At 61.5% G+C, this 14,880-nt stretch carries 19 protein-coding genes; 14 read left to right on the forward strand and 5 right to left on the reverse strand.

Features of this window, described 5'->3' with window-relative positions; translation table 11 throughout:
- Nucleotides 1-17: 17 nt before the first annotated feature.
- From JG746_RS18110 to JG746_RS18120, 3 genes are all read left to right on the forward strand, one after another.
- Nucleotides 18-2,366, forward strand: a complete 2,349-nt coding sequence (locus JG746_RS18110; protein WP_202354047.1) for a xanthine dehydrogenase family protein molybdopterin-binding subunit — start codon at nucleotides 18-20, stop codon at nucleotides 2,364-2,366.
- Nucleotides 2,367-2,378: 12 nt separating this feature from the next.
- A complete protein-coding gene (locus JG746_RS18115) occupies nucleotides 2,379-3,176 on the forward strand; it encodes an FAD binding domain-containing protein (protein ID WP_202354048.1) in 798 nt (265 codons plus the stop codon).
- Between the two features lie 215 nt (nucleotides 3,177-3,391).
- Nucleotides 3,392-4,414, forward strand: a complete 1,023-nt coding sequence (locus JG746_RS18120) for an acyltransferase family protein (protein ID WP_202354049.1) — start codon at nucleotides 3,392-3,394, stop codon at nucleotides 4,412-4,414.
- A gap of 1 nt (nucleotide 4,415) precedes the next feature.
- On the opposite strand, the gene JG746_RS18125 is transcribed toward JG746_RS18120, so the two are convergent.
- From JG746_RS18125 to JG746_RS18135, 3 genes are all read right to left on the reverse strand, one after another.
- Complete coding sequence (locus JG746_RS18125; protein ID WP_202354050.1) at nucleotides 4,416-4,913, reverse strand: SRPBCC family protein; 498 nt, start codon at nucleotides 4,911-4,913, stop codon at nucleotides 4,416-4,418.
- A gap of 61 nt (nucleotides 4,914-4,974) precedes the next feature.
- Nucleotides 4,975-5,463, reverse strand: a complete 489-nt coding sequence (locus JG746_RS18130) for a GNAT family N-acetyltransferase (protein WP_202354051.1) — start codon at nucleotides 5,461-5,463, stop codon at nucleotides 4,975-4,977.
- Nucleotides 5,460-6,230, reverse strand: a complete 771-nt coding sequence (locus tag JG746_RS18135; RefSeq protein WP_202354052.1) for a copper homeostasis protein CutC — start codon at nucleotides 6,228-6,230, stop codon at nucleotides 5,460-5,462. The genes JG746_RS18130 and JG746_RS18135 overlap by 4 nt, the downstream gene beginning before the upstream one ends.
- 259 nt (nucleotides 6,231-6,489) lie before the next feature.
- Here JG746_RS18135 and JG746_RS18140 point away from each other — a divergent pair, with 259 nt between their 5' ends.
- Nucleotides 6,490-6,945 (forward strand): carboxymuconolactone decarboxylase family protein, encoded by a 456-nt coding sequence (locus JG746_RS18140; RefSeq protein WP_202354053.1) that lies wholly within the window; start codon nucleotides 6,490-6,492, stop codon nucleotides 6,943-6,945.
- Between the two features lie 104 nt (nucleotides 6,946-7,049).
- On the opposite strand, the gene JG746_RS18145 is transcribed toward JG746_RS18140, so the two are convergent.
- Nucleotides 7,050-7,481, reverse strand: coding sequence for a cupin domain-containing protein (locus JG746_RS18145; RefSeq protein ID WP_202354054.1), 432 nt, complete (start codon nucleotides 7,479-7,481; stop codon nucleotides 7,050-7,052).
- 82 nt (nucleotides 7,482-7,563) lie between these two features.
- Nucleotides 7,564-7,716 carry a hypothetical protein gene (locus tag JG746_RS18150; protein WP_202354055.1) on the reverse strand — a complete coding sequence of 51 codons (153 nt, stop codon included), beginning with the start codon at nucleotides 7,714-7,716 and terminating at the stop codon, nucleotides 7,564-7,566.
- Nucleotides 7,717-7,823: 107 nt separating this feature from the next.
- Between JG746_RS18150 and JG746_RS18155 the strand changes: the two genes are divergently transcribed.
- The 10 genes from JG746_RS18155 (at nucleotide 7,824) to JG746_RS18200 (ending at nucleotide 14,877) form a co-directional block, all read left to right on the forward strand.
- A complete protein-coding gene (locus JG746_RS18155) occupies nucleotides 7,824-8,186 on the forward strand; it encodes a hypothetical protein (RefSeq protein WP_202354056.1) in 363 nt (120 codons plus the stop codon).
- A gap of 388 nt (nucleotides 8,187-8,574) precedes the next feature.
- Nucleotides 8,575-9,903, forward strand: coding sequence for a tyrosine-type recombinase/integrase (locus tag JG746_RS18160; protein ID WP_202354057.1), 1,329 nt, complete (start codon nucleotides 8,575-8,577; stop codon nucleotides 9,901-9,903).
- Nucleotides 9,900-10,430, forward strand: a complete 531-nt coding sequence (locus JG746_RS18165; protein ID WP_202354058.1) for a hypothetical protein — start codon at nucleotides 9,900-9,902, stop codon at nucleotides 10,428-10,430. The genes JG746_RS18160 and JG746_RS18165 overlap by 4 nt, the downstream gene beginning before the upstream one ends.
- A 61-nt stretch (nucleotides 10,431-10,491) precedes the next feature.
- On the forward strand, nucleotides 10,492-10,686 hold the full coding sequence (locus JG746_RS18170; protein ID WP_202354059.1) for a helix-turn-helix transcriptional regulator: 195 nt from the start codon (nucleotides 10,492-10,494) through the stop codon (nucleotides 10,684-10,686).
- The gene (locus JG746_RS18175) at nucleotides 10,683-10,871 is read left to right on the forward strand and encodes a hypothetical protein (RefSeq protein WP_202354060.1); all 189 of its coding nucleotides are present in this window, start codon (nucleotides 10,683-10,685) and stop codon (nucleotides 10,869-10,871) included. Before JG746_RS18170 ends, JG746_RS18175 begins: the two co-directional genes overlap by 4 nt.
- A 458-nt stretch (nucleotides 10,872-11,329) precedes the next feature.
- Entirely contained in the window at nucleotides 11,330-11,626 is a 297-nt protein-coding gene (locus tag JG746_RS18180) for a hypothetical protein (RefSeq protein WP_202354061.1), read from the forward strand.
- Between the two features lie 379 nt (nucleotides 11,627-12,005).
- On the forward strand, nucleotides 12,006-12,377 hold the full coding sequence (locus JG746_RS18185) for a hypothetical protein (protein WP_202354062.1): 372 nt from the start codon (nucleotides 12,006-12,008) through the stop codon (nucleotides 12,375-12,377).
- Entirely contained in the window at nucleotides 12,374-13,780 is a 1,407-nt protein-coding gene (locus JG746_RS18190) for a hypothetical protein (protein ID WP_244730318.1), read from the forward strand. Before JG746_RS18185 ends, JG746_RS18190 begins: the two co-directional genes overlap by 4 nt.
- A 16-nt stretch (nucleotides 13,781-13,796) precedes the next feature.
- Complete coding sequence (locus tag JG746_RS18195; RefSeq protein ID WP_202354063.1) at nucleotides 13,797-14,081, forward strand: hypothetical protein; 285 nt, start codon at nucleotides 13,797-13,799, stop codon at nucleotides 14,079-14,081.
- 10 nt (nucleotides 14,082-14,091) lie between these two features.
- Complete coding sequence (locus JG746_RS18200; protein ID WP_202354064.1) at nucleotides 14,092-14,877, forward strand: hypothetical protein; 786 nt, start codon at nucleotides 14,092-14,094, stop codon at nucleotides 14,875-14,877.
- The last annotated feature ends 3 nt before the right edge of the window (nucleotides 14,878-14,880 follow it).

The raw sequence follows: 14,880 nt of genomic DNA on the forward strand, positions 1-14,880 counted from the left end.
TTCGGGAGGAATTTCTGATGGGCATTGAAGGTGTTGGCGCTCGGGTCGCGCGCAAGGAAGACAAAAGGTTCATCACCGGCGCCGGCCGCTATGTCGACGACATGGTGGTTCCCGGCATGAAGCATGCGGCCTTCGTGCGCAGCCCGCACGCGCATGCGCAGATCAAGAAGATCGACGTGAAGAAGGCGCAAGCCATGCCCGGCGTCATCGGCGTGCTGACCGGCAAGGAGCTCAAGGCCGACGGCATCGGCAACCTGATCTGCGGCTGGATGATCCATTCCAAGGACGGCTCGCCGATGAAGATGGGCGCCTGGTCGCCGCTGGCCGTCGACAAGGTCCGCTATGTCGGCGACGCCGTCGTCGTCGTCGTTGCCGAGACCAAGGGCCAGGCCCGCGATGCGGCCGAGGCGGTCGAGATCACCTACAAGGAATTGAAGGCCGTCGTCGAAGCCACCAAGGCACTCGAAAAGGGCGCGCCGCAGATCCATGCCGAGGCCGAGAACAATCTGATCTTCGACTGGGAGATCGGCGACGCCAAGGCGACCGACGCGGCGATCAAGGCAGCGGCGCATGTCACCCGCATGAAGATCGTCAACAACCGGCTGGTGCCGAACGCCATGGAACCGCGCGCGGCGCTCGGCCATTACGACAAGGCCGAGGACCATTACACCTGCTGGACGACCTCGCAGAACCCCCATGTCGCGCGGCTGGTGATGAGCGCCTTCTACAATGTCGCGCCGGAAAACAAATTGCGCGTCATCGCGCCTGACGTCGGCGGCGGCTTCGGCTCCAAGATCTACATCTATCCCGAAGAGATCGTCTGCCTCTGGGCTTCCAAGAAAACCGGCGTGCCGGTCAAATGGGTCGCCGACCGCACCGAAAGCTTTCTCTCGGACGCGCATGGCCGCGACCATGTCTCGACGGTGGAAATGGCTTTCGACAAGAACAACAGGATCACCGGGCTGAAGGTCGACACGATCGCCAATCTCGGCGCCTACATGTCGCTGTTTTCGTCCTGCGTGCCGACCTACCTCTATGCGACGCTTCTGTCGGGCCAGTACGACATTGCGGCCATCCACGCCAATGTGCGCACGGTCTACACCAATACCGCGCCTGTCGATGCCTATCGCGGGGCAGGGCGGCCGGAGGCCACCTATCTCCTGGAACGCACGATGGAAGCGGCGGCGCGCGAGCTCGGCGTTTCCCCGGCTGAACTGCGGCGCAAGAACTTCATCACCTCCTTCCCGCACCAGACACCGGTGATCATGAACTATGACGCCGGCGACTATGGCGCCTCGCTCGATGCGGCCATGAAAGCTTCGGACTATGCCGGCTTTGCCAAGCGCAAGACGGCGGCCGCCAAGAAGGGCCTGCTGCGCGGCATCGGCATGAGCTGCTACATCGAGGCCTGCGGCATCGCGCCGTCGGCGGCGGTCGGCTCGCTCGGCGCCGGCGTCGGCCTTTGGGAATCGGCCGAAGTGCGGGTCAACGCCGTCGGCACGATCGAGGTGCTGACCGGCTCGCACAGCCATGGCCAGGGCCACGAGACGACTTTCGCGCAGCTGGTCAATCAGCGTTTCGGCGTGCCGATCGATTCGGTTTCGATCGTCCATGGCGACACCGACAAGGTGCAGATGGGCATGGGCACCTACGGTTCGCGCTCGGGCGCGGTCGGCATGTCGGCGATATCAAAGGCGCTCGACAAGGTCGAGGCCAAGGCCAAGAAGATCGCCGCTCACCTGCTCGAAGCCGATGAGGGCGACATTGTCATCGAGAACGGTGCGCTGAAGGTCGCCGGTACCGACAAGAACGTGCCGTGGTTCCAGGTGGCGCTCGCCGCCTACACCGCCCACAATCTGCCGGCAGGGATGGAGCCCGGGCTGAAGGAAACGGCCTTCTACGATCCGTCGAACTTCACCTTCCCGGCGGGCTGCTACATCTGCGAGGTCGAGATCGATCCGGAGACCGGAACTACCGAGATCGTCCAGTTCGTGGCCGCCGACGATTTCGGCAACATCATCAATCCGATGATCGTCGAGGGCCAGGTGCATGGCGGCATAGCGCAAGGCATCGGCCAGGCGCTGCTGGAAGGCGCTTATTACGATACCAGCGGACAGCTGCTGACGGCGAGCTACATGGACTACACCATGCCGCGCGCGGGCGATCTGCCGTCGTTCAAGGTCTCGACCTCGAACACGCCATGCCCGGGCAATCCGTTGGGGATCAAGGGCTGCGGCGAGGCCGGCGCCATCGGCTCGCCGCCGGCGGTGATCAACGCCATCACCGATGCCATCGGCATCGCCGATATCGCCATGCCCGCCTCGCCGCCCACCGTGTGGGCCGCGATCCGCGCCGCGAAGCACTGAGGAGGAACAACCATGTATTCGGTCAACTATCACCGTGCCGCCTCGGTCGCGGATGCCGCCAAGCTCGCGAAAAGCGGCGATACCAAGCTGCTCTCCGGCGGCATGACGCTCATACCCGCCATGAAGACGCGACTGGCGGCTCCTTCCGATCTCGTCGATCTGTCGCGCATCAAGGAGATGCAGGGCATCAAGGTGTCGGGAAAGATGGTCACCATCGGCGCGGCTACCACGCATTTCGACGTCTCCAACGACGAGAAGCTGCGCAAGGCCTGCCCGGCGCTTGCCCATCTGGCGTCGCTGATCGGTGATCCGGCGGTGCGCTACAAGGGCACGATCGGCGGTTCGATCGCCAACAACGATCCGGCGGCCGACTATCCGGCCGCACTTCTGGCCCTGGGCGCCACCATCGTCACCAACAAGCGCGAGATATCTGCCGAAAAGTTCTTCAAGGGCCTGTTCGAGACGGCCTTGAAGGATGGCGAGATCATCACGGCAGTTAGCTTCACGGCTCCGGCAAAGGCTGCGTACGAAAAATTCCGCAACCCGGCCTCGCGCTACGCGATCGTCGGCGTGTTCGTGGCCAAGGGCAAGGACGGCGTCAGCGTCGCCGTCACCGGCGCCGGCGACGACGGCGTCTTCCGCTCGAAGGAGATCGAGGCAGCGCTGGCGAAGAATTTCGACGCCGCATCGCTCGCCGGCGTGAAAGTGCCGGCGAAGAACCTGATGAGCGACATCCACGCCTCCGCCGACTACCGCGCCAACCTGATCGCGGTCATGGCCAAGCGCGCGGTGGCTGCAGCCAACGCCTGACGCGGTTCATCGGTTTACGAGCCGTTGTGGACAAGGAAAGGGGCCTTCGCGGCCCCTTTTTCGTCCGGGTCGATGTCCGCTGGGAGCTGCATCAGTGACAATCTCGCACTTGCACAAATTTATATTGCACTGCAGTATGGATCGGGGCGGGAATGCGAGCCGGGTTCGGATGTGTACCGCCGTGCCCTTTCGCATGCCAATGCGAAGGGATCGGAATGTCCGAAATTACCGCGACCCAGATGGTTCCGTCACGATCCGTACTCGACAGATCGGCCAGGACAAGACTGGCCTATCTCGATGGCTGGCGCGGCCTGTCGATCGCACTGGTGCTGATCGGTCATTTTTTCCCGGTGCCCGGAATCAATCTTGGCGTGCTGGGCGTCGAATTCTTCTTCGTGCTCAGCGGCCGGCTGATGGCCGAAATCCTGTTCATCGAGCGCTACCCGCTGAAGAAGTTCTTCAAACGCCGTTTCTCGCGCATCTACCCCGCACTTCTGGTCTTCGTCGTCATTGCCATGATCGCGCTGTCCGGCACGTTCATCGCCTTCAAATGGAAGGCGGCGCTGACGGCGCTGACATTCACCTACAATTACGCCGGAATTCTCGTCACCCGCGCCGGGGCGCTCGACCATATCTGGTCGCTCTGTGTCGAGGAGCACGCCTACATCATCCTGGCCTTGATCAGCGCGCTCGTCTCCAGCCGCAACCGCGTCATCCCCTTGCTGCTGACGCTGGCCCTGCTCGCCATGGTCAATGGCGCGGTGTCGTACTGGGTGTTCAAGCTGGACTACGAGGCCACTTACTGGCGCACCGACGTGCACATCGCCTCGATCCTGTTGTCGGCTTCGATCTGCCTGCTCAAGGCCGAGGGTCGGCTGCCGGCCTGGTTGAAGGGGCCCTATGTCGCTCTGGCGGCGGCGACCGCCGCGGTAATCCTGTTCATGGACCCTGTCCCGACGCCGATCCACTATCTCCTGGCGGTGCCGCTGCTGGCGCTGTCCGTCAATGCGCTCGACTTCAGCACCGCGATTTTTTCGAATTTGCTGTCGTCCTGGCCCATGGCGACGTTGGGCCTGTGGTCATACTCGCTCTATCTGTGGCAGCAGCCCTTCTACAAATTCGTCTATGAGCAAGGCATCAGCCCATGGCCGATGCTGGCCGCGGTCTTTGCCTGCGCGCTGTGCAGCTACTACCTTGTCGAGCGGCCGGCGCGTGAATGGCTGAACCGCAATTGGTGATTCAGGCCTCATCGCGCTGCGGCACTGTTGTTGCGAGCCTGAGATAACGCCGCAGGCCGGCTTCGCCGCGCGGCGTCGTCCAGCGGTGATTCCATGCGAAAGCCGGCCGCAGCAGCGGCGCCAGGAATTTGAGGATCGGCCTCTCGACCGTGACCTGCCAGGTCAATTGGACATGGGTGCCGCTGCCCGACGGCGACAGTTCAGCCCGCCACAGCCCGTCGAAATCGCCATAGGTTTTCACGACGACCAGCCGGCCGGGCTCGAGTTCGGCGGCTTCGATGATGAAATTCAACTCATAGGGCAGGGCGCCGCGCGCCCGTGCCCTTGCCCGTGAGCCGACCGATCGCTTGCCCTTGCCGTTGAGCGGCACCACTTCCTTGTAGACGTCGCCCCACCACAGCGGCAGCAGTTCGGCGTCGGAGAGCACATCCCACACTTGCTGCGGCGTGCCCTCGGGAATGTCCCAGCTTTCGTCGAAGCGGAAGACGTTGCTTGGCATCGCGGTTCCTCCATTTGGCGGAACGCTTATATTAGGATGATCTTGTTTATTCGGCCAGCAATCAGGCGACGATCTGCTTGACGTAGTAGCGCACTGCTTTCTTGCCGCCATGGATCACCGCGTGGCCGACCTCAGTGAAGCCCAGCGCGGCGTGGAAGGCGTCCGAGGCGGGGTTGGGCGGATCGGTGTTGACCTCGCAGGTGACCAGCGTGTGGCCGGCGCGCCCTGCATGTTCGAACAGGTCCTGATAGAGCCGGCGCGCATGGCCGCGGCCCCTTGCGTGCGCCGCCACGACGACGCGGTCGACATAGACGAAGCGTTCGTAGCGCTCGCAAAACCAGAGGAAATTCGGGCTGTCGTAGTTGGCGTCCTGGTCGAAGGTCATGATGAAGGCTTCGAGATCGCCGATGCGGCGCGCATAAAACGCCTCGCCAAGCAGGAACGACAGCCGTTCGGCTTCGAGCCAGGACAGTTCGGCGGCATGCTCGTTGTTGAGCGCCAGTATGTCCGCTTCGTCGCCTTGCACTATGCGATCTATCGGAGAGCTCATGCCTTGGCCGCCGCGATCGTTGCCGCCACCAGCGATGTGTCGGTCAATGTGTTGCGGTATTCGCGATCAAGATCGGAGCCGCCCATGCCGACCTTGGGATTGCGGTAGTGCATGGCGCTCGGCACATCCTTCAGCGCGGCGAAGTGCATTTCGGCCAGCCCGGTCTTTTGGCGCACCTCGGCTATATTGCCGAGATCGAGCCCGCCGCAGCCGAGGATGATGATGCGGTCGTCGGCCTGCCGCACCAGATCGGCCAGCAAGGGCAAGCCTTCGATGGCGGTGTCGCGCTGGCCGCTGGTCAGCACGCGACCGACCTTGCAGCGGATCAGCGCTTCCAGCGCTTGCGTTGGATCGCGTGTCATGTCGAAGGCGCGGTGGCAGGTGACGTTCAGGGAGCCGGCGGCTTCCGTCAGTTCGCCCATGCGCTTCTCGTCGATGGTGCCGTCGGCGTTCAGGCAACCGAACACCAAGCCCGGCACGCCGAGATCGCGCAGTGCCGCGACGTCGGCGAGCATCGAGCGGTATTCGGTCTCGCTGTAGAGAAAGTCGCCGCCGCGCGGCCGCACCATGACATGGAACGGCACGGTTGCCTGGTCCAGCGCCGCGCGCACCGTGCCGAGGCTCGGCGTGATGCCGCCCTCGACCAGGCTGGCGCAGAGTTCCACCCGGTCAGCGCCGGCAGCCTGCGCGGCGAGCAGGCCATCGATGCCTTCGACACAGATTTCGATGAGGGGCAGGCGGGTTTGCGAGGTCAAGGGGCGATCCATTTCATGATGTTGCGCAAAGCCCTAGCACCCGGGCGGCCGGCGCGAAAGCGTGAGCGGCACACCGCCATGTGGACCAGGCGACATTTCCCGGCTTGACAGTCTTATAACTGCAGGGTTATGAGTAATTCATAGCTGAGCGGTTATGGATTTGCCGTCGGCAGTGAGGCGGCAGCCGAAATTCCATCTGCTGAAATCCGGAAGCACCGCTTCCGGGCTCGGCAAAACACGTCCTGACGAAACGCTTCAAAAGGAGAAGACCATGCAAGCCAGGCTCAAGAATCCCGTGATGCTCATCCCAGGCGCCCTGCAGGCGCTGATGGCGCTGGACAAGTCGACCGACGCCGCCGACGTGCCCTATCTGACGCGCAAGCTCGTTCATCTGCGGGCGAGCCAGATCAACAACTGCGCCGTCTGCGTCGACATGCATGCGCGCGAACTCAAGAAGGCCGGCGAGAAAGACGAGCGCATCTTTGCACTCGCCGCATGGCGCGAGACGCCTTACTTCACCGAAGCCGAACGTGCCGCCCTGGCGCTGGCCGAGGCCGGCACGAGGCTCGCCGACCGGCCGGACGCCGTGCCGGATGATGTCTGGGACGAAGCTGCCCGGCACTATGATGAAAAGGCGCTGGCCGCGCTGGTTGTCCAGATCGCCCTGATCAACGCCTTCAACCGGCTGAACGCGACGACACGGCAGATGGTCGGCACCTGGGGCTGAGCGCTGGTCCAGCGCCTGGGACAGGACGGCTATCCGCTGCGGCGCGGGAAGGCGGGCGGCGTATTGCCTCTCGCCTTTCGGCGCATCAGCGTGGCGCCTGGCGGCTACTGGCGCAATTCCGTGTTCTTCGCGCCTTCCTCGACCTGGTCGATGACCAGGAGCTTGACCGGGCCATCGCCGATATTGGTCGCCTGATGCCACTGCCCGATCATCTCGATGATGAAATCGCCCGTTTTGTAGGTGTTGCTGTTGCCGGTCTCGACATTGGTGACCTTCAGCGTTCCGGCCTCGACATAGGCGTAGCGCGGGAAGGGGTGTCGGTGCACCGGCAAGGTCGCGCCCACCGCTATGTCAAAGGTCGACACCAGAACCTGCACGTTCTTCTGCGGCAGCGTGATCGGCTGGCCGGAGGCGGTGGTGGTGCGCGATGCGAGCGGGGTGACGACGACAGGCGTGCTGCCGCTGTCGAGGGCCAGAGCGCAATTCGCGTAGAGTGCTGCCGCGGCCAGCAGAACCGAAACCAGGATTTTGCGCATGAGTCCTCCCTGAACCGACGCATCTATCGCGCGGCGGATATCCAAGCGCAAGCGGCGCGCGACATTGCGATGAATGGCTCCATCAATCCACCGGCCGAAGTCCTCCCTCATGCTCCAGCTGCTCCGCTTCGAGCAGGTTCGGATCATCTTCATGGCGGCGATCGCGCGGCCAGGCGGCGGGCGTTCGATGGTTTTCGGCCAGCGAGCGACCGAGTTCGGTCGGCTTATCCGTCATAGTCCGGAGGCAATGCCGGCTTTCGACGTTGCAGAAATTTGACGCAAGACAATGCGCCACCGGATCGCCGGCCCTACAGAATTGCCCTCAGTCGTAGGAACTCGGACATGATGTTTGATGGAATGACCAGACGCACGGTGGTGGGCACGACGGTCTCCTTTGCGCCGATGGGAGCCGCTGCCGCGGAAAAGATTCTTGCCGCAAACTCGAACGAAAGTCCCGTTCTGGCGGGTTTTCGACGCTGGGAGGCCCTGATGAATTCGATCTCCCTCGACATTTCCGACCGCGATCTGAAACGCGTTTATCAAGACATGTCGGAGATCGTGAAGGCCATGCTCGCCATCCCGGCTGCAAATACGCACGAGTTCGCGGCGCAGTTCCTGGTTGTCTGCAGCGGTGACGCGATCGAATACCGGCGAGCCGCCCAACAACTCCATGACCATGCGCAAAGCATTGTCGGTATCGCGTAAGGGCGCTCCATCGGATGGTATCGCACGTGCGGAATGGAGACTTTTGCCCAAATCCTGAACGCGCCGGAAGGGCGCTGACGAGAAACGAGTTCCAATACGACCCGCAGGCTGCCTGAAGCGGCTGGCCGTTCGGGCAATGGGCCGCAGGCCCATCACGTTACAAAGCGTTTGGAAATATTGGCTCCCCGGGCCGGATTCGAACCAGCGACCAACCGGTTAACAGCCGCATTTAGCATCCCCTCATAGGCCCCTTTACCGGTTGGTCCGTTTCACGTTTAACCCTTGCCGTACAAGGCGTTCTGATTTTGACATTGCACTTTAGGCCATTCTAGGGCAACATAGGCAGCAGTCGAAACCTGTTGCCCCGACGTTGCCCCGGAGAGCCTTTATGCCCCGCGAGAACCTGACAGACAACCGCCTGAAGGCTTTGAAGCCGGCCGCCTCTGGCCAGCGCTATGTGATCATGGATGCCCAGGTGCCGAACATGGGCGTCCGCGTCACCGACAAGGCGCCGCTCAATGGCTCAAAAATGAAGGCAGGACAGGTCAGCTTTATATACGTGGCCCGCTTCGGTGGGGCAGCGCAGCCGGCACGCCGGGCATTGGGTGAATACGACATCATGTCGCTCGACGCGGCGCGCACAAAGGCGAGGGAGTGGGCGGCGCTCATAGACAGGGGGATAGACCCCAAAGAAAAAGACGCTGAGGAAAAGCGTCTTGCCGAAGCTGCGCGGCGTGAGCGGGAGAATGGTGCGTCCGAGCGCCGTAAGAAGCAGTTCGAGCGCGTCTTGGCCCGATACATCGCCGCTCGCCGCCGTGACGGCATCCGCAAGGTTGAGGAAGACCGGAACGACTTCAAGCGCGAATGCCTGCCAGCATGGCGAGGGAGGGCGGTGGGAGACATTCAGAGCGCCGACGTGATGGCGGTGCTTGAGAAGATCAACAAGCGCGGAGCGACCCGCCAGGCCCTGAACATGGCGCAGAAGATCGGGACGTTCTTCAACTGGTGCGTTGATGACGAACTTATTTCCGCCTCGCCCTTCCGGGCAAAGAAGGTGCGCACCATGATCGGCGAAAAAACATCGCGGGACCGCGTTCTGTCGGATGCCGAGATCGCGGCACTCTGGACGGCAACCGCCGCAGGCGATGTTTACAGCGCCGTCTATCGCCTATTGTTGCTCACCGGCCAGCGGCTGAACGACATCGCACAGGCTTCATGGTCTGAAATCGATCTCGACCGCAAAACCTTGACCGTGCCGGCGGCTCGCTTCAAGTCCGGCCGCGATCATGTCGTTCCGCTCACTGATGACGCAATCGAGATCATTGGCAAGTTGCCGCGCTTCAAGAAATGCGACTGGCTTTGCTCGCTGGACGGGCAGGGGCCGGTGACGATCGGGCACAAGGTCAAGATGCGGATCGATGCCGCCATGCTTGCGGCACTGCGGGAAGACAATCCCGAGGCCACGGTGCCGGCATGGGTCAATCACGACATTCGCCGCACGGTGCGCACGAGACTTTCCGAACTCGACGTTATGGACGAAGTGGCCGAGGCCGTCATAGGGCATGTGCCTACGGCGCTTGTCAGGACGTACAACCAGTCCGACCGCCTGAAGGTGAAGCGGGACGCCCTGACGCGCTGGGAGGGCGCTCTGGCAAGCATCGTCGGCGAAGAGAAGGCTAGCAATGTGGTTGCGATGGCCGGGAGGGCCTCAGCATGATTAAGCCAATTTCGCCCGAAGCAGCCCAACGCATTCAGGAATACACTTCCCGTATCGAGGCCGCTTTAAGCACGCCAGAGGCGTGGAAAGAGTTCGAAGAGTACGGACGCCAACAATTTGAGGCGGGTGAACAGCGGTTTCTCCTGGAAGTCATTTACTGGTGCAGCATGTGGGACAAACCGCTTCCGTTGTGGGCGCGGCAGGCATTTGTTTCCGCTTATCTGAAGGTAAAAACGGCTGAGGTGGGTTCGCTGGACGATGCCTTCGGCGCTCCCTATCCGAAAGGCATTCATCTGAGCAAGGCGCGGCAATCCAATCGTCGATCTCAGATATTCGATCGGGTGAACCAGATCCGGGAGTCGGAAAAAGCCCCGCTGGACGACGGTTTGTTTGAGCGTGTCGGTAGGGAGTTCAATGTCGGGAAGACGAAGTGCTCTCGGCTATATTACGAATTTGAGAGCATAGACAAACAGCTTCGCGGCGGCGGCCTTGGCTTCCGCCAAATTTCGAAAACTGCCGGCAATTAATCCGCCGGCCTCGCTGGCAACCTCTTAGGCGTGAATAGACACCTAGGAGGCTCTAAAGCCCATGCCACTCATCCCCCTCGAAAATCTGCCCGAGAAGGGTATCACCTACAGCACCAGCTATTTGGACAAGTTGATCAAGGACGATCGCTTTCCGAAGCCGGTCTTTCTCTCTCCTCGCCGCCGCGCCTTCCTCGAATCCGAAATCGACGCCTGGATAAAGGCCCGCGTCGATAAGCGTGACGAGGTGGCGGCATGAATAGCGGCGTCGATCACGAGATGACCGCCAAGGTAGACGAGGCCGCCGTATGGCTCGCTGTCAACTGGTGGAAGGCAGAGCGCCCGCTGGTGCCGTTCCTGCGCCGAAGGTTCGGCCTGACGCCCATGGAGGCCGTTACTGCAATGCGCGAGAGCGCCCGGATCAAGGGGCTCGCCGATGCTTAACCCAGAAAATGAAACCGCCGCCCCGAGTGGCATCGGGAACGGCGGCAAAGAAAATTCCACGCGCACTTCTATCCTTTCCGGCATGACCCCGCAAGCGCGGTGGGCAGCGGCAAACCCGCTCGCGGTGTGGGCGCATCGGTGCTTCGAAGCTGCCCTGCGCAAAGGCTTGGTGGATCGCAAGCCCTGCCAGGTATGCGGCGCCGAGCCCGCGGACTTTCACCACCACCCGCAACATTACGATCAGCCGCTTCTCGGAGCGTTCCTTTGCAGGAAACATCATGTAGCGGAGCACCGTCGACTGAAGTGCGAGGCCACCAATGGCTAAGGCTTCCCGCCCATTCCATAAGGTCGGGCCAACTGTATGGCGCTCAAGGCGTTTCCTGGGCCTCACAAACGACCAGAGGTTGCTGTGGTTTTATTTCAGCACCGGCCCGCACCAGACGAGTGCGGGCTGTAGCATGGTCCCGCCAGCCTATGCGGTTGCTGATCTCGGCTGGACCAGGGAACACTACGAATCCTGTCTCGATGCCCTGTCTGTCGCTGATCTCGTCAGCCACGACGAGGAAACGAACGAGATCTATGTGTGCCGATGGTTTCAGACTTCGCCGCCGACCAATGCCAAGCACGCCGCCGGCGTCGCCAGCAACATCTACAAACTGGACAGCCGCAAAGTGTCCGAGAAAGCCGAGGCGGAATTCCTTGAAACGGAATGGGGGGCTGAGTTCGTGGGCAACCCCTCCGTAGCCTCTCGATAGCCTATGCGAAGGGTGTCGATACAAGCAGAAGCAGAAGCAAAACAGATTCAGAACCAGAGATCAGAACCAGATCCAAAAGACAGACGGGGCTTTTGAGGAAGGAAGGAAACAAAGGCCTTTCGATACGGGACGTTTCATAGCCCCAGACAAAGCAGCCCCAAAGACATCCCCAAAGACACCCCCCCAAAGACATCGAGGCCCGCACAACATTTTTTTGCGCATGCTTATACGTCGCTAAAGCCCGCTGCGAGTGTCTAAACCGGCTTGTTACCGGTTGGTCAGCATGTATCAAGCTATTGTAAACATTGTGTTTTGCTGCCATCATTTTGGCAGTTGATTTGCTTCGGGCAACGCTCGGGCAACAATTGGAGCTTCACCATTGGCAAAGACCGCCTCAATCGCAAAACCTCAAGGCCGCTCTCGCATCGGCAACGGCAAGGATCTGTTGCCCGGCGTCAATGGGCGATCGTCCATAATGCGTCGCTACAGGGAGATTTACGGCCAACTCGTGAGCGACATGGGCGGCGATCCGTCCGAGGCCAAGAGCATCATTGCCAAGCGTAGCACAACCCTCGCTATCTGGTGCGAGGAGGCTGAAGCATCGATGGCCAATGGCGGCGACATCGATATTAGCGAGTTCACCACGGCCACCAATGCATTACGTCGCCTGCTTGCCGACATCGGCTTGGAACGCCGAGCACGGGACATTACGCCGTCGCTCGCCGACATCATTGCGGGCCATGCCGCATGAACATCCTCCAGGCATGTGAAAGCCCGCTGCTGTTCAGCCGGTGGTTCAAAAACCGAGACAACTACGCGTCGTGGTTCGCCTTCCTCGCGGCCTTCTTTGGCCTGCCTATGTCGGAAGACCAGCTTGCAACGTTCAAGCATCATACAGGACGCACAGAGGCCCCTACGGAGGCCGGCAGCGAGGCATGGCTCATCGTTGGGCGCCGTGGGGGCAAGTCGTTCGTCATGGCCCTCGTGGCGGTATTCCTGGCCTGCTTCTTCGACTATCGCCAATACCTCGCACCAGGCGAGAAAGCGACGGTGTTGGTGATTGCTGCTGATCGCAGACAAGCGCGGACGATCATCCGCTACATCAAGGCGATGTTGACCGGCATCCCCAGCCTAGCGCTGCTGATCGATCGGGAAACGGCGGACTCTTTCGACCTGACCAATTCGGTCACCATCGAAGTCGGGACCGCAAGCTTTAGAAGTACGCGGGGTTACAGTTATGCGGCTGTCTTGTGTGATGAAATCGCATTTTGGAGGACCGACGACGCGGCAGAGCCCGACTTTGCCATCCTCGATGCCATACGGCCCGGCATGGCCACGATCCACACTTCGATGTTGCTTTGTGCCTCGTCACCCTATGCGCGGCGTGGTGCCCTGTGGGACGCCTACAGGCGGCATTGGGGCAAGGACGGAGCACCGCTTGTTTGGAAGGCCACAACCAGGGAAATGAACCCTACCGTTCGGCAGTCGGTGGTCGATGCTGCTCTTGAGCGCGATCACGCAGCAGCTTCGGCGGAATGGCTTGCAGAGTGGCGGTCTGACATCGAGGCCTTTGTCACCCGCGAAGTGGTTGAGGCTTGCGTCAGCTTGAACGTCACGGAGCGTGCACCGGCAGGCATGATGTACAAAGCCTTTGTCGACCCATCAGGCGGCAGCAACGACTCGATGACGCTGGCCATAGGACATCGGGCAGACGGCAAGGCCGTGCTTGATGCCACTCGGGAGCGCAAGCCGCCATTCTCGCCGGAATCTGTCGTGGCGGACTTTGCAGCCTTGTTGCAGAACTATGGCATCTCGTCAGTTACGGGCGATCGATATGCCGGCGAGTGGCCGCGCGAACAGTTCCGCAAACATGGGATCACGTATCGCGTAGCCGACAAGCCCCGCTCGGATTTGTACCGGGATCTTCTGCCACTCCTGAACAGCGGCAGCGTCGATCTGCTCGATGACGACAAGCTGATCAATCAAATCGTCGGCTTGGAACGTCGCGTTGCGCGCGGTGGCCGCGAGTCGATCGATCACGGCCCAGGCGGTCACGATGATCTGGCGAACAGCGTCGCCGGGGTCGTCGAGATGCTTAACCCCGGCCGGCAAGCGCCCATCGCTTATTCCGGCGTGTTCCAAACTGTCTACTGATGGAAAGATCATGACAATGAAACCATCCGAATTGCTCGACAGCCACGCAGCAGCCGGCACCCGCTACGCAGCGGCGCTTACGGAATTGCAGGCAGCTTTCATCGACCTGGCCGGCCACGACATGGCCCTTGATAACAGGAACGTGCCCGTTGGCCCGACGCCTGTTCGCTCGTTCTTCGGAATCCCCGATTCGATCCCGTGGCCGCTACGTCATGGGCAGTTCGCCCCGAATGCTGGGCAGAACTGGCAGGAAGCCAGCCGTGCGCGCGGCAATGAACTGATCAACAGCGTGAAAGCCTGAGAGGCCGGTCATGAACATTCGCACCCAGCAGATTGTATCTCGCATCAACAACGATGCTCTTCGCCAGGCGGCGACCCTTTGCCTTGATGTGGCCCATAGGTTTGGCCAACGCGCCGCTTCCATCAATGGAGATCCGAGCTTTACAAAGGTCGGGCGTGAAAAGGTCCTGATGGAAGAGGCCGCCAAGACCTATCTTCCGGGTCTGAAGGTGGCATTCGCACCGATTGCCAAAGCCTTTGCTGATGCCAAGACAGCTAGGGCGGCGATTTCGATCCCAGCGCCGGATCCGAGCAACATTGCTGCTGCGCTTGAGAGGCAAGAAATTCGCGCCATGGTCAGGGCAATGAGCCCCAATGAGCGCATGTCGTTCCTGATGGGTACGGTGGACGAGCGGATCGTGGATGCGGTCCTTTCGGCTCCGGGTGTTCTGTCCGGTTTGTCGGATGACAAGTTCGGGCAGCTTCGCGACCAGGCCGTTGAGCGCCGCTTCGGCGATCGGGTCGCAGAGATTCGAGAGGCGGAGGAAACCGCCGAAGCCGCGCAGGCGGCAATGCTCGTTGCGCGTAACGATATCAGGGCCGCCACGGGCCTCGACGAGCGTGCATTCGACCGTTTCGAGAAAAAGGCCGTCATCACGCCATGGCTGGTGAAGGAGGGCGACCGGGTCGTCAAGGTCGTCCCCGGCAGCACTTACCCAGCGGCTACCGCTGACGAGATCGCCCTCGGGAAATTCTACGCCAACAAGGATGAATACCTTGCCGACAATCCCGGCGCGCGTCTGGCCGCAGCGGCATAAGAA

Origin of the sequence: Mesorhizobium sp. 113-3-3, from assembly GCF_016756495.1 — a bacterium.
Classification (GTDB): Bacteria; Pseudomonadota; Alphaproteobacteria; order Rhizobiales; family Rhizobiaceae; genus Mesorhizobium.